17 protein-coding genes are annotated in these 17,923 nt (G+C 43.5%); 3 read left to right on the top strand and 14 right to left on the bottom strand.

The window, feature by feature from the left end; genetic code table 11:
* Window positions 1-51 precede the first annotated feature (51 nt).
* The 5 genes from NIES1031_RS14060 to NIES1031_RS14040 all read right to left on the bottom strand — a co-directional run bounded on the left by NIES1031_RS14060 (window position 52) and on the right by NIES1031_RS14040 (window position 5,118).
* The gene (locus tag NIES1031_RS14060) at window positions 52-1,638 is read right to left on the bottom strand and encodes a B12-binding domain-containing radical SAM protein (RefSeq protein WP_073550130.1); all 1,587 of its coding nucleotides are present in this window, start codon (window positions 1,636-1,638) and stop codon (window positions 52-54) included.
* A 70-nt stretch (window positions 1,639-1,708) separates the two neighbouring features.
* A complete protein-coding gene (locus NIES1031_RS14055; RefSeq protein WP_073550128.1) occupies window positions 1,709-3,103 on the bottom strand; it encodes an amidohydrolase family protein in 1,395 nt (464 codons plus the stop codon).
* 30 nt (window positions 3,104-3,133) lie between these two features.
* The gene (locus NIES1031_RS14050) at window positions 3,134-3,454 is read right to left on the bottom strand and encodes an Mpo1-like protein (RefSeq protein ID WP_073550304.1); all 321 of its coding nucleotides are present in this window, start codon (window positions 3,452-3,454) and stop codon (window positions 3,134-3,136) included.
* 133 nt (window positions 3,455-3,587) lie between these two features.
* Window positions 3,588-4,514 carry a cation diffusion facilitator family transporter gene (locus NIES1031_RS14045; RefSeq protein WP_073550126.1) on the bottom strand — a complete coding sequence of 309 codons (927 nt, stop codon included), beginning with the start codon at window positions 4,512-4,514 and terminating at the stop codon, window positions 3,588-3,590.
* A 100-nt stretch (window positions 4,515-4,614) separates the two neighbouring features.
* Window positions 4,615-5,118 (bottom strand): sterol desaturase family protein, encoded by a 504-nt coding sequence (locus tag NIES1031_RS14040; RefSeq protein ID WP_073550124.1) that lies wholly within the window; start codon window positions 5,116-5,118, stop codon window positions 4,615-4,617.
* A 149-nt stretch (window positions 5,119-5,267) separates the two neighbouring features.
* Here NIES1031_RS14040 and NIES1031_RS14035 point away from each other — a divergent pair, with 149 nt between their 5' ends.
* Entirely contained in the window at window positions 5,268-6,935 is a 1,668-nt protein-coding gene (locus NIES1031_RS14035; RefSeq protein WP_073550122.1) for a GH3 auxin-responsive promoter family protein, read from the top strand.
* Between the two features lie 117 nt (window positions 6,936-7,052).
* Window positions 7,053-8,018 carry a cupin-like domain-containing protein gene (locus tag NIES1031_RS14030; RefSeq protein WP_073550120.1) on the top strand — a complete coding sequence of 322 codons (966 nt, stop codon included), beginning with the start codon at window positions 7,053-7,055 and terminating at the stop codon, window positions 8,016-8,018.
* 7 nt (window positions 8,019-8,025) lie between these two features.
* Here NIES1031_RS14030 and NIES1031_RS14025 read toward each other — a convergent pair whose 3' ends face one another.
* A complete protein-coding gene (locus NIES1031_RS14025) occupies window positions 8,026-9,168 on the bottom strand; it encodes an MFS transporter (RefSeq protein WP_073550118.1) in 1,143 nt (380 codons plus the stop codon).
* Between the two features lie 278 nt (window positions 9,169-9,446).
* On the opposite strand from NIES1031_RS14025, the gene NIES1031_RS24415 reads away from it, so the two are divergent.
* Window positions 9,447-9,623: a hypothetical protein gene (locus NIES1031_RS24415; RefSeq protein ID WP_178378141.1), complete on the top strand. Its 177-nt coding sequence runs from the start codon at window positions 9,447-9,449 to the stop codon at window positions 9,621-9,623.
* Window positions 9,624-9,647: 24 nt separating this feature from the next.
* Here NIES1031_RS24415 and NIES1031_RS14015 read toward each other — a convergent pair whose 3' ends face one another.
* The 8 genes from NIES1031_RS14015 to NIES1031_RS13980 all read right to left on the bottom strand — a co-directional run bounded on the left by NIES1031_RS14015 (window position 9,648) and on the right by NIES1031_RS13980 (window position 17,713).
* Window positions 9,648-10,391 carry an energy-coupling factor ABC transporter ATP-binding protein gene (locus tag NIES1031_RS14015; RefSeq protein WP_073550114.1) on the bottom strand — a complete coding sequence of 248 codons (744 nt, stop codon included), beginning with the start codon at window positions 10,389-10,391 and terminating at the stop codon, window positions 9,648-9,650.
* Window positions 10,388-11,161: a cobalt ECF transporter T component CbiQ gene (cbiQ, locus tag NIES1031_RS14010; RefSeq protein WP_073550112.1), complete on the bottom strand. Its 774-nt coding sequence runs from the start codon at window positions 11,159-11,161 to the stop codon at window positions 10,388-10,390. Before cbiQ ends, NIES1031_RS14015 begins: the two co-directional genes overlap by 4 nt.
* On the bottom strand, window positions 11,158-11,799 hold the full coding sequence (cbiM, locus tag NIES1031_RS14005) for a cobalt transporter CbiM (RefSeq protein WP_073550110.1): 642 nt from the start codon (window positions 11,797-11,799) through the stop codon (window positions 11,158-11,160). Before cbiM ends, cbiQ begins: the two co-directional genes overlap by 4 nt.
* A gap of 165 nt (window positions 11,800-11,964) precedes the next feature.
* Complete coding sequence (locus NIES1031_RS14000; protein ID WP_073550108.1) at window positions 11,965-12,501, bottom strand: carboxypeptidase-like regulatory domain-containing protein; 537 nt, start codon at window positions 12,499-12,501, stop codon at window positions 11,965-11,967.
* A gap of 103 nt (window positions 12,502-12,604) precedes the next feature.
* A complete protein-coding gene (locus NIES1031_RS13995; protein ID WP_073550106.1) occupies window positions 12,605-13,483 on the bottom strand; it encodes a DUF4382 domain-containing protein in 879 nt (292 codons plus the stop codon).
* Between the two features lie 383 nt (window positions 13,484-13,866).
* Window positions 13,867-15,264, bottom strand: coding sequence for an alkaline phosphatase family protein (locus tag NIES1031_RS13990; RefSeq protein ID WP_073550104.1), 1,398 nt, complete (start codon window positions 15,262-15,264; stop codon window positions 13,867-13,869).
* Window positions 15,265-15,299: 35 nt separating this feature from the next.
* A complete protein-coding gene (lgt, locus tag NIES1031_RS13985; RefSeq protein WP_073550102.1) occupies window positions 15,300-16,145 on the bottom strand; it encodes a prolipoprotein diacylglyceryl transferase in 846 nt (281 codons plus the stop codon).
* A 29-nt stretch (window positions 16,146-16,174) separates the two neighbouring features.
* Entirely contained in the window at window positions 16,175-17,713 is a 1,539-nt protein-coding gene (locus tag NIES1031_RS13980; protein WP_073550100.1) for a sulfatase, read from the bottom strand.
* Between the last annotated feature and the right edge of the window lie 210 nt (window positions 17,714-17,923).

Genomic DNA, 17,923 nt, shown 5'->3' with positions numbered 1-17,923 from the left:
GAGGACTTTGTTTGTCAAGCCGCGACTTTAGTTGCTAGGCGCGCGATCAATTTATTTTGGCGATACAGCATAGGTTTTTTCTACCATATCTTCCCTTGATTCTTCTTCCAGCAACGTAGCTAATTGTGCTTCAATTTCGTCACGAACGATTTGCCGATACTGAATAAAGTGTTCAATTAGCGCGCAATTACTTAAATAAGGAACAAAGACACCTGGATTGTGCCGCATGATTCCAAATAGCTGTTTCCAAAACTGAAATCGAGTATTACGTTTAATTCCCTGTCGCCAGCAGATAATAAATACTGCTCGCATCTCGACAAATTCCAACATCCGAAACGGTGCTTTGTGCGGGGCTGGCTTCATTGCCATAAAGTGACGGTACACTCTTGATAGATAGCGACGCGGTTCATACAGTTCCCAGAAGCAACTAACATACTCGCGGGCTAACTCTGGTAAAGGACGTGTTGGAACAAAATTAGTAAGAGTCATTTGATGACCTTCAGTTTCTTGCTTCGCCTCTAAAAGTCGCCCTTCTTTATGTAGTCGTTGCCATAGTGCAGTATTTGGCAAGGCTTGTAATAGCCCAAACATCGCTTTGGGAATTGCGGTTGCTTCGACAAAATCGATAATGCGATCGCCTGCGCCAGATTTTTCATCATCAAATCCCAAAATAAAACCTGCCATGACACTCAAGCCTGCTTGATTTATTTTCCGCACCGATTCGATCAGCGAATTGCGTGTATTTTGAAACTTGTGAGTTAGCGCCAGACTATCAGTATCTGGCGTTTCAATTCCTAGAAATACCGCCGTAAAGTTCGCCGCAACCATCAGCGCTAACAATTCATCATCTTGGGCTAAGTCTACCGATGCTTCAGTCGCGAGGCGAAACGGATAATTGTGGTTTGCCATCCAAGGACCAAGTTCGCGCAGCAACAGCTTGACATTGCGCTTGTTACCAATGAAATTGTCATCGACCATAAAAACTGAACGCCGCCAACCTAAATCGTAAAGTGTCTGTAACTCAGCAATCAGTTGTGCTGGTGTTTTGGTACGAGGTTTGCGCCCATACAGCACAATAATGTCGCAAAATTCGCACTGAAAAGGACAGCCCCGCGAAAATTGCACGGACATCTCGTTATAGGCGTTGAGATCGAGGAGATCGAACCTGGGAATTGGTGTAGTTGTAACATCAGGTTTATTGCCTTTGGCAGTAAAAATTCCTGACGTTTCACCCTGTTCAAGTGCAGCAACCAGAAGTGGTAGAGTAATTTCGCCTTCGTCTAAAACGAGAAAATCTGCCCCTGCTTCCTGCGCTGCGTCTGGGACAGAAGTCACATAAGGACCCCCCACTGCTACCAATTTACCCCGTCGCTTTGCCTCACCAATCAGATGCAGCATATCGGGTTTTTGGACAATCATGCCAGAAATAATCACTAAATCTGCCCAAGCCCAATCTGCTTCGGTTTCTTCGCGGACATTGCGATCTACGAGGCGAAATTCCCACGTTTGAGGCAAAATAGCTGCTACGGTAATCATCCCCAATGGGGGTAGGGAGACTTTACGCCCAATTAATTCTAGTGCGCGATCAAATGACCAGAAAGATTTGGGGAAAAGCGGATATAAAAGTAGTACACGCATTCGTTTAGGGGTATAGGGGGGCGGGAGTGCAGGGGGAGGGGCAAAGGCAATGCCTTGCCCGTACTGAATTTTAGGTTAGTGCGGTTTGTGTGAGGAGATGATTTGGTAAGGATTGGCGCAAGCGATCGCCGTATAATGCCAAGGCATTGCCACCTAAAAGTAACCTCAAGTGGTCGCGATCGTAATCGGCTACTGTCGCGGCATCATGGACGCAATTTTGTAAAACGCCATCCCAATGACCATAATCGCCGGAGAAGCAAGTAAGGTGTTTACCAGTTTCACCCATTGCAATGTGTAGATACGCAGGACCTGGATCGTCGGATTCAAATGAAGTGAAAATTTGTCCGCGTTCAAAGTATTCTAAGGGATCGCGGTGGCGTAAATCATAATGTTCGTACAAACTAGCATCCTCAATCTCTGTCGGATCGTGTTGCTTATTCCACAATAAATCGAACAGGTTTTTCGCTTGACTAATCAAGTTAACGTTATTGTGCGTTCCGCGTTCTTGAATCATCAACTTCGTAAATTCCATCAGTGATGGGCGATAAGGATGTTTCGGATCAAAGTCACGAATGCGCTTTTCCCAATGTTCGTGGAATGCATGAGCTAAATCGGGAACCCAACCGCAACCACCCTCTAAAAACCCAACGCGCAAGGTAGGAAATTGCTCGAATGCACCGTCAAATACCATCCGCGCTAATGCTAGCTGTTGTTGGTTGCGTTGTACGAAAATATGCGTGAGGACAAAAGTCTCGGTATAATCTGAAATGCCGCCTACCATGTAGGAACCTGGTCCGCCGTGAATTCCCAAACCAATATTTAAATCAACCGCCGCTTGAAGAATCGGGCGAAAGTCTGGATGGCTTATTGTTTTGCAACTGCGGATTTCGGGAAACGCTTCCGGTGCTTTTGGGTGCGGAATTGGCATATTAGGCGCAACCGCGACGCTAATCATCCCTAGTTCGTTTACGCAACGATGCATCTCTGCAACTGCGGCGTCAACATCTTGTAACGGAATCACGCCGATGGGTTTCAAGCGGTTATCGTAGCCACGACAGTCGTCTGCCATGTAGGTGTTGTAAGCACGACACAACGCGATCGCCAAGTCTTTATCAAGAATGCTCGAAAATATTAAATTTAATGTCCCATAAATGACATGAACATCAATGCCTTCGCGATCCATATGTTCGATACGGACGCGATTAAACATTGCGCCTAATGTCGTATCAGGATGTAAATTGCGAAAACCACCCTTACCCATCCCCTGCGGTTGGGGAAACATCCGCATTAAATCGTTTTTTCCGGTTGCAGGGTTAAAGTCGATAATTCTGGCGCGTTGATCGCCTAAGCTATCAATGACTAAACCGATGCGATCGCGATACTCTGGCTCGATATAATCGCGCATTACCAGCGGATTTTCAAGCTTATGGGCATCTGCATCAATTACGGGTAAACCTTGATACATAAATTATCCTTTAAGTCAATAGTTTTTTTACTAATCGCTCAGAGCTTTTTGCTGAAAGTGCTGTAAAATTTGGCGCACGCCGAACCAATTCTCGAATGACCACTGCATTGAAGCTAAAATTGCTATCCCTGGGTACTTGACAAATGCAGGTTCATTTTTTTCAAAAAAAGCATGACCACTCAAAGCAAAAACTTGGGTTAAAACTAAGCAGACGATGGTGAGTCGCCAATCGTAGAACAAAAAGACAACGGCGGCGATCGCGACTATATTCGTCAAGTGATGAAGAAACTGATTAATCGGGTGCTGGTGGCTGGCAACAAAGTGAGCTTTTGCTTCTTGGAAATATTTCACAGCGTATGCCCCTATCTTGGAGAAAATTGCCAATGTGTTGTAGGAACAATACCACCCCAAGTCTTTACAGCCAACAAAAATAACAAATTCTTTATTGATTAGACCTTTTTTGTAGTTAACAGCATTCTCATTATCATGCCCATCGCTCGTCTCCAACAAAACACACAACTAACCAAAGACGGTATGATGGCATATTCAGCCCTTCCCAGATGTCTTGACGGATTCGATCGAGGTAAGAAACTCCAGGAATGATAAACGAGTCATCGACAATGATATTGACTTCTACATCCAGTGAATTACCATACTGAGATGTATGTAGGCGAAAGCGCTCAAAGCCGTATTGGGAGCCGACTTTTGCGACAGTACTGCAAATGTTCTCTTGAATTTCTTCGTCAGGAGCAATCAGCAGAATGTCGAGCAAGTTTTGATGTAGAGTCTTAACAGGAAAAGGTAGCGTAATTGCCACGATCAAGAACACCAGAATTGGATCGATCAGCGCTGCAATGCGAATTAACCCACGTTGCTCTAACCACAAGGCAACTCCATAACCCGCCAAGATGCCTAAGCTAGATAAACAGTCGATCCACCACTCCTGAGCTTCCAGTCGAATACTCGTTGCTCCGGTTCGAGCCACATAGCGCATTTGATACGTATAAATCAATGCGGAAACCAGGAGGGTTATGAGAGCATAAGCTAAAACCCAGCCATCAGTAATTGAGCGACCTCCTTGCCTGATTTGCACCACAGCTGTCAAGACAGCATATAAACTGACCGCAATGACGATCAGACTGCGAACAAAATTGACTAATGGCTCAATGTGTCGGTATCCAAACTGAAATCTTTCATTTTCCGGTTTCAACACCAATCGAGAAGCAATCACACTCAACCAGGTGGAAATCAAACTAATGGCTGAAGCAATTCCATCGAGAATGATGGCATTAGATTCACTAATGAGTCCAAATACAACGCCAATTCCTGCTGTTACGCAAGACACATATAGTGACAACTTCAGAATAGATGTTTCATTCGGCTGCCGCTGTCGTACAGATGACTTATACATTACTGAGCGAGTGCACCTGTGAATTCAAATCATGACCATCTTATCGCGGGGCAGAGCGTATTATTAAGGAGAGGGCTAGATATAACTTCTGTCAATGTAATTACCACCACCGCAGCTGTAAATAACCGCGTTTCGGTTGCGATAATTCTTCTTCAGTCAGCCATTCAACGGGCTTGTACGTTCCAAAAACGCGATCCCACCAATCGACAGCTAAACCAAAATTGTGATGCCACATACCATACTTATGATGGACATAGTGAACCGGCATTTTCATCCAAAAGCACTTTGTCGGATTTTCGTGCTGTAGTTGATGTGCATAAGCTGAGAATGCAGCATAGATTAATCCTCCTAGAAACCAACCGATTCCGGCTTCTAAAGAAAGGAAAAATACAGCAATCATCACAACAAAGCTACCACGCACATAATCGCGAAATTCCCAGATGACGCCTTGTCCTTCATTGCGACGGTGATGATCGCGGTGACGTTCGCCAATTCGCTGCGAAACGTGCATCAATCGATGTAGCCAGTATTCCACTAAACTTGCTAAGACAAATGCAACAACAAAACAGATAACTCCAATTAATACGCTGTGTAAAGCAAACATCACGCCTCCTAACACCGCTTCTAATTAAATTTAAGTTCTCGTTAAATTTGAGACTATTTTAGGCAATTCCTGCTATAAATCAGTATCCTTCTAGTCCTGCAATCTTACTTGCGCTCCTTTGTCGCCAAAAAGTACAGTTCAATATACAAATGGCAATTTTACCTTCACTTTTGACCGCTTTTGCTCGACGTGTCAAGGCAAACTTTGTTAAAAAAACTCATGTTACAGATGCTATACAAGCGCAGTTTTTACGCGATTTGCTGCTTGTACAGCGCGATACAGAGTTAGGAAAACAGTACAAAGTTGCACAAATCAAGACAATTGACCAATTTCGCGCACAAGTTCCAATTTTACCTTACAGCAGTTATGAACCCCTCACTGAGCGAATTGCGCAAGGTGAATCGAATATTTTAACTCCCGATCGAGTGGTTTACCTGACACTCACCAGCGGATCGACAGGTAAGAAAAAACTGATTCCGACAACCAGGCGATCGCAAAACATTGTTCGTCAAGCAACATTAACAAGTATCGGCTTTTTGAGTGAAGCACTTGCAAGACAAAATCGCCAATTCGGCAAACTCTTGGTAACGAACTCGGTACAAAAATGGGGACGTACGGCTGGCAATATCGATTATGGACCATCAAGCGCGGGTGTTTTACGGATGGATAAGCGACTTTATCGGCAATTTTTCGCGCATCCTTACGAAACGCTTCAACTCGGTGATAGCCTAGCGAGACATTATGTGTGTTTATTATTTGCTTTACGAGAACCAACGATGCGGGGAATGATTGCGAATTTTCCGATGCTAATTCTACGTACTTGCAATTACTTAGAGCGTTATGCTGAAGACTTGATTCAAGATCTAGAAAAAGGAACGATCGCGCCTTGGTTAGAAATTGAACCTGAAATACGTAATCAGTTAGAAAAAATGGCGATCGCATCTCCCAAACGGGCGACACAATTACACGAAATATTACACTCACAAGGACGACTGACGCCTAAACTTGCATGGCAAAATTTATCTTTCGTAGCTACTGCAAGGGGGGGAACGTCAGATTTTTATTTTCAACGATTTCCCACTTATTTTGAAGATACTCCGATATTTGGTGCTGTTTATTCATCGGCTGAAGGTATATTTAGCATTTACCCTGATGTTAATCAAGATGGCAGTATTTTAGCAATTGAAAGTTGTTTCTTTGAATTTATACCAGAAGATCAGTGGGAAGCAGAACATCCCAATACCCTCTTAGCAACTGAAGTAAGAGTAGGCGATCGCTACCGTATTTTGATTACGAACTACAGTGGCTTTTACCGTTACGATATTGGTGATGTTGTCGAAGTTGTCGGCTTTTATAATACAGCCCCATTAATTGTTTTTCTCCATCGTCGCGGCGGATTTGTTTCTTCAACGACTGAAAAAACAACTGAGTTTCATGCCACACAAGTGATGCAAGCCCTCCAGCAAGAGTTTAGTTTGCCATTAGAAGATTTCTGCATTACCTTGTCTGAAAATGATTTCCCAGCGCGTTATCTAGTAAATATTGAGTTATCGCAGAGTTACAAATTAGACGATCCGCAAGCTTTTCTAAGATGTTTTGACTATAAACTAAAAGAAGTCAATACTCACTACGAAATTAGTCGTAAAGACACAATCCCTGCTCCACAATTGCAAATTCTAGCTCCTGGAAGCTTTGCTACCATTCGTCAACGCCAGTTACAAAAAGGAATTCCTGATTCTCAGTTAAAGTTTCCTCATATTAGTGAGGATAGAAATTTTTTGATGGGTTTATCGGTGGAAAAGAAGATTGATTTGTAGTAGGAGGTAATGGGGAGTTCGTAATTAAACCATAGCCGTAGTTTTAAACCTATGGGTTGGAGCGTGGATCTGTCATCAGAATGAGTGAGAAATGGGATAAAATATGTATCAAGTCTTATGAATAGTTTAACAGAATCTAATTTTTCTAACTCTGTACAAAAAAATCAAGTAGCAAGAGTCGATGCCTCTGATTTAACAGCAGAAAGTTTTTTTGAGCAATATCAAAAATTAGGTAAACCAGTTATTGTTACAGGATTACTCAAAAATGGCGACTGGAATTTAGAGTATTTATGTCAAAACTTAGGCGAACAAGAGTTTCTCTTAAGATATTACGGTAAAACAAGATATCAGTATGATAAACGCCATTGGAAAAATATCGGCAGCGGTGTTGAAGGAAAAAAGATGGAGTTTAATAAGTATGCAGAATTACTGCGCGATCGCCAAGCACACGAACACGACATCTACTTGGCTAAATGTTCCATTAAAAACACAACACTCGATTCCGAAAATGTTTTAAACAGTGCAGCAGAACGTCTGGGTTTACACAAAGCAATAAGTGACTTTAATATTTGGATAAGTCCAGGAGGTCACATTGAATGCTTACACTTCGATGCTGTTGATGGCACTTTAGTGCAAATGCACGGTGCTAAAAAAATTGTGCTTTTTCCACCATCACAGATATATAATCTTTACCCATTTCCTCTTTCAATTCATCTAAGGCATGGCTTAAAATTACGTTCTTGGTTTAGCCAAGTATATCCTGAAAATCCTGACTTTGAATCATTCCCTAAGTTAAAAACAGCATTACAACACAAACATGAAGTTATTCTCAATCAAGGGGAACTTCTTTATATTCCAGCAGGTTGGTGGCATGAAGTTACTGCTTTAGGAAACGAAATGGTATGCTCAGTCAATCGTTTTTGGCATATATCTCCCACGACAAGAGCGATATTTTCTTGGAGTGTTTGGCGGACTTATTTGGGTAATATATTTGCAATACCCTATGTTTTATCAAGTGTGATAGTTGCTCTTTGTAGCCCCGATCGCCAACAAAAACTTAAAAAGATTAGACAAATGTTGTAAACACTGTCTATTGCTGCGGTGCTAGTAAAATAAGTCCTGTGGCGATCGCAATTGCAGCGGCGGCGTAAAATACTGCTTCTATACCAGCATAGTTGAGGACTGGTGCCAGTAAAATCGGTGAGAGAAATTGCCCTAAAAAGCCCATTCCTGTACCAATTGCCAGTACACTAGCGCGTAGTTGCTCTGGTGCAAGATTAGCTAAAGCATTATAAAGATTTGGTAGCACAATTCCAAAGCCGACACCAAACATAATAGCGCTGACGACAATCCAACTCACTTGATGAAGTAGTGGAATCGCGATTAAAGTAACTGCCATTAGCCCAAAGCCTAATGCGATCGCGCGTGAAGACCCCAAACGTCTTGCTAGTTTACTTGCACCAAAAGCTGATATTATCCCAGCGCCAATTGCCCGCGATGCTAAAACGACGCCATTAAGAAGTGTATCTGCATTAATCGTCGCATTCAGGTACAAAGGAGCATAGATCACAACTGCATACATTGCTACGGAAGTTAAACTGAGGGCAATCAATATTTTTAATGTGTGGCGTTGTAATAAGACTTGTCTTAGCTTTTCCGGTTGAGTTGCTTGCGATTTTGTTTTTCGTGGTTGTTCTTTAAGAATGGTAGCAGCTAAGAATGCGATCGCAAGCCCCACCCCGTAGAGATAAAATGCATTTTGCCATCGACTTGCACCTACCCAGCCACCCAGCAAAGGATCGGTAATACCTGTAAGTGTCAGGGTACTTGTTGCCAATCCTAAAGCTTGCGATCGCGCTTGTCCTTCATACATACTTCCTAGTAAACCAAGACTTGCTGCCGCAATACCGCCACTTGCTGCACCTAATAAGGCACGTAAGAGTAGTAATGACCAAAAATCATCCATAAATGCACCCGCGACACCGAACAGCGCGTAAAGAACGAGTGCAGGCACTAAAACCTTTAATCGTCCAATGCGATCTGCCAAAATACCTAATGGTGGACTAAATAGTGCGATCGTCAAGTTATGCACGCTGACTAAGTTAGCTGCTAATCCAGTATCTAGTTGTAGGTGTTCGATAATTTCTGGCAAAACAGGTGCGACAACTCCTCCTGTCATTGTTGTCAATGAACCAGCAAGCAGCAGCACTATCAGTTTAGGGTCGCGTAACATTCATTAAATATCAGCATCTTTAGCAACTATAAGCTAAATAGTAGACGCCTTCGACTGGAGTTGGAGCTACCAAGCTAAAGTGTATCTTCGTACACTAAAACAAGATTTTTACAAGTAAGTCTACCTCTATGGACTTTATTTACGTAACAGCGAATTTATTCGTACTTCAGCTTAATCCATCGAAGCTGTTCATAGCAAATATGCAAATTAGTTTTTGTATTTTATGTAACAGTTTTCTATATTGGAAATATAAAGTTACACCAATGAAGAAAACTGATATGAGAAACAACAAAGTAAACAATAACCAAGACTGGACAACAAAACAGCTAATCAACCTCAGCCAAAGCTGGGGGTATGTTCTTCCTGTCAATGTCAGCCAACGAGCCAAAGCTAATAGTGACGAATGGACAACAGAACAGTTCATCCGTGTAGGATACAGATACATTTGTCTGTAGTAGCCAGGATTAGCAGGAAAATTGCTAATGCGTCGTGAGCGAAAAAGGCTTTTCCAAGCCGTGTGCTTCCATTAACGGCTGATCGCCCATAACATCGCGAGGGTTACCATCAGCAATAATTTGACCTTGATCGAGAAGAAGTACGCGATCGCACACTTCTAAAATCAGTTCCAAGTCATGCGAAGAGATCATCATCGTTTGCTGTGATTCTTGGAGAAACTGAATCAAACGACGGCGAGAACGCATATCTAGGTTAGCAGAAGGCTCATCATATAGAACTAGTTGAGGGCGCATCGCGATAACTCCCGCAATAGCCACCATGCACTTCTCACCACCAGAGAGATTGTGGGGAACTCGCTCAACTAAATTCTGTATGCCAGTTAAGAATATAGCCTCTTGTACGCACTCTTCTACCTCAGTTGCAGACAAACCCATATTTTCTGGACCAAACGCAATATCATCTCGAACTGAAGGTAAAAACAACTGGTCATTAGGATTTTGAAACACTAAACCAATTTCAGGACGAAACTCTCCCACAGTAATTGGTTTATCAAATAGAAAAATTTTTCCGGCTGTAGGTTTTAATACACCACAAGTTAATAGAAATAATGTAGTTTTACCAGAACCGTTAGGTCCTATTAAACCGACTCTTTCGCCGGTGCGGATAGTCACACTAATATTTTGTAAGACACTCAACTGTGAATAAGAAAAGGTGAGATTTTGAATTGCGATCGCTGCTGTCACTGATTCGGAATATTGCTGCTTCATGCGTTTGTTAAACTCATTTCTGCCACGACAAACCCTAACGCAACAACACAAGTTACCATTAGTGCAATCCAATCGCTTGCATGAGTTTTGAACTGTTGGCGGCGACGTTGAGTCACGTAACCATATCCGCGTAAAATCATTGCTTGATAAACTTGCTGAGACTGTTCGTAACTACGCACCAATAAGCTGCCAGCAAGCGATGCCAAAACCGTTAAGTTACGCTGACTCAATTTGTTGGCACGAAATCCCCGCAACCGCATTGCTGTCTGCATTCTGGTTAAATCTTCGCCAAACTGTTCGATGTAGCGGTAAGACAACAGCGTCATATCAGCTAACACTGATGGTAGTCCAAGCGATCGCATTGCTTTAATACTTGTTAGAAATGGTGCAGTGCCAAATAAAATCAAACCAATAGTTAAAATACACAAAAATCTAGTAAAAACCAATATTAACGCTACTAATCCCTCTTGTCGCAGTGCTAAAAAACCGAGCTGCCAAATAACAGTATTACCAACACTGAAGGGTAGGAGAATGGCGATCGCTGCCAAAAAAAAACCAGGGTAACGCAACCGCTTCAGCAAAAAAGCAACTGGTAAACGTGAAACACTGTAGTAAACCAACGTCACTATTGCCATTGGTGGTAACAAAATTAACTGCTGTACAAAAGCAAAAGCAAAAATCAAAGCTAAAAGCGCGACAAGCTTGCAGCGAGGTTCCCAACGGTGAATTGGAGACTTCAGATAAGCATAGGTATCTAATCCGTGTTTCATCGACTTTCTAGTAATTCCGGCTTAACTCGCATCAGAAATAAAGCTACTGCTGCAGTAAACGCGCCCTCAATCAGCATCAATGGGATATGTGCAAGTACAAGTCCATAAATTGCATTGCGTTCTATTGCTGCATCAATATTTGCCGGAATATTCGTAATTACTAAAAAGAAAAATAACACGACTGAAAGCCCCAAACCACCCGCGCCAGCTAAAAAAGCAAATATCCCTGTCCACACGCGGTTATTTTTACCAAATTTGTAACGTAGCTGAAACAAGTGATAAGCCAAAATTGCTGGAATACCAAACATACTTGCATTAACTCCCAGCGTTGATAAACCTCCATGCTGAAACATCACCGCTTGAAAAAATAAACCAATAAGAATTGCCGGGAAAGCATAGTATCCCAGAATAGTCCCCATCAATCCATTGAGAATTAAATGAACGCTCGCTGGCGGTACGGGAATATGAACCCAAGAAGCAACAAAAAACGCTGCTGTAAGTAACGATGCTTTCGGAATATTTTCTTGGGGGTTGCGATCGCGTTTAATTTGACGCAGTGAGTACCACGTTACCCCGCCAGTCGTTGCGTAGCCTGCAACAATAATCGCAGCGGGAAGGATACCGTCAGGAATATGCATAATTGGGGAGACAGTAGATAATAACTTAAAGGCTGGTAACTGGTAATAGTGGGGGTCAGCGTTAAACTTCCTCAGGGAAATGATTATGAGCTTCTATAATGCCCTAACTCTGTTGACTGGGGCTGTAATTCATAACTAAAAATAGTAACTATCAACGACTACCTCTTACCCATTCTGTGACTCCGAACGTCGCAGTTCAGAATTGCTTTTATTACCGCGCATAAAAAATAATGCTGTACCAATGAATCCCCAGACGCCAGCGGCTCCCATTAAGATGAGTTGCAAGGGAGTAAAGTTAGCCGATTCACTACTTGCGATACGCGGAGTATTCGTTGCTGGTACTGCTGTACCGTTTCCTTCAGTTGGCGCTTGATTACCTTCTACAGGAATATTGACAATACTGCCATGACCTGCTTGGCGTACTTGGACTGACCAATTGCCAGGCTGCGAGGAGTCTGGTGTAAATATGAAGTTTCCATTTTTGTCGGTTGTACCTTCTAACCAAGGAGTCGCAGGATCGTTAGGCGCGTAAACTGTCACTTGGGCTTGTGCCATTGGTTCGCCTGTGTCATATTCTGCATTTACCTCAATTGCTTGCGTTTCTCGTGCTTGCATTCGCACACCGTGTGCGATCGCGCTAGCTGATGAGCCAAAAACAGAAAGAAAAGCAAAAGGAATGATTATTTTCCACTTAAAATTCATAATCTAGATTTATCGAACTTATATCAATAGTTGCTAAAGTAATTAACTTATGAATCAGTAACGAGGGAGAAAACACTCTCCCTGATTGGTATTGATACAGACGTTAGCCGGTAGTCTGAGTTTTAGCTTCTCGGCAATGACCTTCGCCAACGTGTCCAAGCGATGGCAAAATTTCTTGTAGTTGCTGGTAAACTTGTGGAGATTGTGACTGCAACTGCGCCATATTGACTTGCGCCTTACCATTTTGCGCTAAAGCCGCTATAGGATCAAAACCCAATGCACCCTGGTTAATCGAATCGTCTGGATTAGCTTCGCCATCCCCAAATAAGTGGTCTAAGTGAAAGGTTGCTTCTAAATCAGCACTTCCACCTGCTTGAACGATTCCTTTACGTGCATCACCAACGTACTCTCCACAAATATATTCAAATTCTCTATCTATATTTAAGACAAAGTTAACTGTTTGCCCTGCTTTCTCGGCTGTACCACTCATCACTATAGTTTGACCTTGCGCCGGACCTTCGGTCGCCGGAGTCATTTGCCACGAGAGTGCATTATATTGACCAATAGGTACATTCGATGCTTCTGCGACTAAAACTGAATCTTGACCGTCACTACCAGGTTGCGCCAAATCTACAGTTGTCGCTTGGTCAAGCACGACGACTTTCTCTTGCGCTTGAATCTCTCCTCCTTGTTCCGGATTAAACGGTGGTTGACTTTGATATGCAGTAACGTTTGCTATGGTAGCGTACACATTATCAAATGTTATTCTCCACCCATCTTTACTGACTAAGCCTTCTCTAGCTCTTTCTTCACCATTCGCGCGAACTTGGAGTGTTCCTACTGGTTGCTGCGGTGATGGCGACTGAGTTGGTGATTGCACTTGCGCTTGAGGTTCACCTGGAGTTTGCTCCGCAGCGCACCCAAATATTATCCCTGGGGCTAAAATCAACAGCCCTGCTAAACTCAACAGCTGTATCCTCATTATTTGATAAACTTAACACAATTTGACTCTCAATCATTTATCACATAAGTTTTCCAGAAGATTTGCAATGCCCTCTAGGGGCATCAACAGTGCAATGAGCGCATATTTTTACGTCAGGTGATAGGTAATGACGGCTAGTTGCTATATAGTAACCAATAACCAGTTCCTGCTGTATTTGGCACCTTAGCAATTCGCGCTTATTAAAGCCGTAGTGCTTGCAAGAAGCTAGAAGACAGTAACTGAGTCAAGTAGCTGCCAGGTTAAGACATCATGGCAGCAGAGCGCTTCTTCTGCCATTTTGGCGACAACGGCTGATGCATCGGACACAAGGTTAGAGAAGCTCTTTGCCTGTTAGTTTGAGTTGTTAGCCTGCGAGAATAGCTTCAAATTGGCAACACCTTGCCTCGGAGGTTGGGTGGTGGTACGAGCTGATAGCGATGCAGTAGCGTAGGCAAGATGTCATAAATCTGAGCATTGTCAATAACTTTTCCCTGCGCAGGTTGTTGAGAGTCGTAGAAAATCATTAGTCCGTATTGAGCATGGTTGGCGTCATCAGGTCCGGTATCGTTCTTAGAGGTATAGAGTGAGTTGCTGCCCACAGTACCTACCGAGCGCCAAGCTAACTCGTCAAAGTAGACGATTAAATCAGGAGCAATTCCTCGCACTTTTTGATAAATCTGTTGAGGCTTAAACGCACGAGTATTGAGAGGTTGCCCGTCAGGAGCAGTGATAGCAGCTAGCTTTTTGGCAAGATGCGATCGCTCCTGCTCATAGTCTGCCAGGGGAATTACGCCTTGTGGTTCTCGTCCCTGCACATTTAAAAAGACACGACCGTAGTATCCTCCTGCTCCCCAAGCTTTGGTGCGGCTCCAATCAACTTCAACCTCGTCTAAGGAAGTAGGAACATCAGGTGCTTCTTTCAAGACAAGATATCCTTCGGCTATCAACCATTCATTCAGGCAAATACCTCCGATCAACGGACGCGCTCCATGATCCGATACAATGAGGATTGCGGTTTGATTGCCACAAATCTTCAGTAATTCACCCACATGCCGATCAACATAAACGTAATAGTCACGAATAGCATTTTTATAGGGCGAGTTAGGCTTATATTGGGGATGACTTGAATCCATTGACTTCCAGAAACAATGGTGAATGCGATCAACACCCATATCCACGACCATCAAAAAATCTGGTGCTTCTTGTTTTAATAGTTTGGTTGCCAGGGTGAACCGCTGGTCGCACAGAGTATAAATATCTTGCAGAATGCGGTCTTTCTCATCAGATCGAAAGTCAGGTACGTCAAGTATAAAGTCAGGCATCCATTGGCTAATTTGGTTTGCTAATTCAGGAGGATAGGTATGAGGCACGCTGCGATTAGGCGTCAGAAAGCAGGATACTAATTGTCCCTTGACCGGATAGGGGGGTGAAGTTCCTGGAACGCTGATGACTGCTACCTTCCAGCCTGCGTCGCCCAGCAGATCCCACAGACGGGGAACCTTAACAGCACGACCATCGGCGATCGCCATTTTTTGATATCCTCGACTGGAGCGATTGCGAAAGCCATAAATGCCCAATTCACCAGGGTCGCGTCCACTCATCATGCAACTCCAAGCAGGCACGGTAATGGCAGGAATGCTGCTCTCTAACCGTCCGTAACTGCCCTGTGCCATTAAACGTGAGAAATTGGGAAGATTATCGCGCCATTGCTCAAACACCAAAGATGGCTCCATGCAATCTAATCCAACGATCAGCAGGCGGGGCGAAGATCTAGGTGACATGCGCTTGAAACTAAATGTGGACTGCGTGCAATTGATTATGATGTGCCTGAATAGGAACTTTGTCCAGAGCCATGACGACGGTAAAGGATGATTGCGGAACCTACAACCGCAATAAAACACAAAATATGCACCACATTAAACGGAGTCCCTGTAAAAAACCAGGAATCGGTTCTCAAGAACTCGATAAAGAATCGCCCAGTAGGATACCAAATTAAGTACAGCAGCGTAATGTCACCATCACGTAACTGCCTACTAAAGCGGCGAGAAATCCAAAAAATCAGTCCGAAGCCAACAAAATTCCACAACGACTCATACAGAAATAAGGGATGAAAACGAGTTGTCTCTGGATAGGTAGTTAAGTCTTGATAAGGACCAATACGATGATTCGGATCGATGTGTAATCCCCATGGTAAGTTAGTGGGCGGTCCGTACAGTTCTTGATTGATGAAATTACCCCAACGACCAATCGCTTGTGCTAGAGGTAGGCTTAATGCGATCGCATCCATAAAGATAAGCAGGGGTAAGCGTTTGATGCGAGTATATATCCAAAGAGCAATCGCTCCGAAAATAAATGCTCCAAAAATGTGAATACCACCCTGCCAAATTTGCAGAATCATCACTGGATTTTGCAAAAAGCTACCCAACCCATTCTCCCCACGCGGTGACTGCACGAACACGTAATATAAGCGGGCACCAATAAATGCTGGAATCAAAACCCAGATCGTCATGTCCCAAAAATCATCGCTTTTTTGTCCGCGCCTTTCCACTTCGCGACTGGCAACTGTAACTCCGACGATAATAGCGACTACTATCAATAGTCCATACCACCGTAAGGCTAAAGGTCCGATTTGGACAATGATGGGGTCAACAGGGGGGTACATAGAGCATGAATAAACTAAATAAATGAAGATTAATCTTCTAAATAGCCTAAATTACGCAATCTTCTTTGCAATTCTGAATCGTTGTAACTATGAGCGCGTTCAGAGGTGGCAATTGCTTCTCTATTCGCAGCAAATAGTTGCAAACATTCCTGCAAAAACTCAACGTTTTCAGGAAAGATGTCTGTGAGATTCAAACTTTCTTGCGGGTCATTGCGCACATCATACAATTCCAGGCGGTCGCCTCCTGTTTCAATCAACTTGTGATTGCCAATCCACACCGCACGTCTAGGTTGATCGCAAGCATAGGACAGCACTAATTCTGGTTGACGTTTGTAGAGTAGATTCACAACATTTTGTGGAGGAATGGCTTCGGCAAACACTTGGCGATCGCTACTCGCAGAGGAATGCGCTAACGACAGTGGTTCTTCTATTTCACTTGCCACTCCTGCAGCCGCCAATACAGTATGGAATAAACAGCGGGTTGAAACGACATCTTCACGAATTGCTCCCACAGGGAATGCACCCGTGGGATCGCGGATAATCAAGGGCACTTGCACGAGTTCATTGTAGAGCGAAATCGAATGTCCAACAAAGTGTTTTTCGCCTAAATGTTCTCCATGGTCGGAGCAGATAATCATCAACGTATTATTCAGTACACCATTTTCCTGCAACTTCTGCAAAAACACGCCAATTTGGTGATCCTGATAGGCAACTTCAGCATCATACATCCCATCTAATGTCATTTTCTGCCGCTCATCTAATGCATCGGCTAAGGGAGCTAACCAGCCATAAATATCGCCATTAAATCGTTGCAAGTAATGCTGCGCTGCTTTGTCTTGCAGTACGTGGGGCGCAAACCGCTCAACATACAAGCGTGGAGGATGGTAAGGCATGTGAGTACCCATAAGATTAATAAATGTAAAAATTGGCTGCTCGTTACCTATTCCCCGACGATCAATCAGTAATTGCGCTGCATCATCTAGTGATTTTAAGGTATTGCCCTTGAAGCTGAGTGCCGTTTGCCACAGGGGCACCATCAAGGGTGTAAACGAAAATGCCAGCAGCAATTCCGAGCGCGCAAAGGAATCTTGCACCCAGTTTAAGGCTCCAGCTAGCAACCGCTTAAACGACTGACGGTAACGGTCAAGCAGTTGTGGCGAAAATCCGGCTTGATTGGGTCGTGAGGTGAGTAAGCCACTGTAGTTCAAAAAGCTATAGAATCCTCGCCGCAAGCCATTGTTGATCACCCCCACCAGCGGATTGTTGCAAAATCCAGCAGTGTAATAACCATTAGCGCTCAACCGTTTTGCCAAAGTTGTAATGTTACTGGGCAATACTGAATATGATTGCAAGACCTGATGTGCTGAAGGATATAATCCCGTAAACATAGAAGCGTGGGAAGGAACTGTCCATTGCGCTGCCGAAACTGCATTTCTAAATAGAGTTGCGCTGGCAGCAAACGCATCTAAATTGGGAGAGGTTTCTTTGGCATACCCGTAGCACGAAAGGCGATCGCTCCGCTGAGTATCGAGGACTAAAAGAACAATATCGGGGCGTCGAATGGACATGAACTCACTCTCATTTTCTGCCTACGCCTTGATCTTTAACACTCCAGACGTTGGACAGGATTAAGAGCAGGTTAAACATAGTTCGCGAATAGGTAAAAACTATTTTTAGATAGTGAAGTGACCTAGCAAAGTACAGTTTACTTGTACGAGTAGATTAGGTCTCTTGCAAAAGTCGGTCAAACTCACCTAGCTTTTGGGAGACGAAGCTCG

This window comes from Chroogloeocystis siderophila 5.2 s.c.1 (genome assembly GCF_001904655.1).
In the GTDB taxonomy this organism is placed as follows: Bacteria; Cyanobacteriota; Cyanobacteriia; order Cyanobacteriales; family Chroococcidiopsidaceae; genus Chroogloeocystis; species Chroogloeocystis siderophila.
Note: the sequence above shows the minus strand (reverse complement) of the source record. Positions and strands in the feature narration are given on the sequence as shown.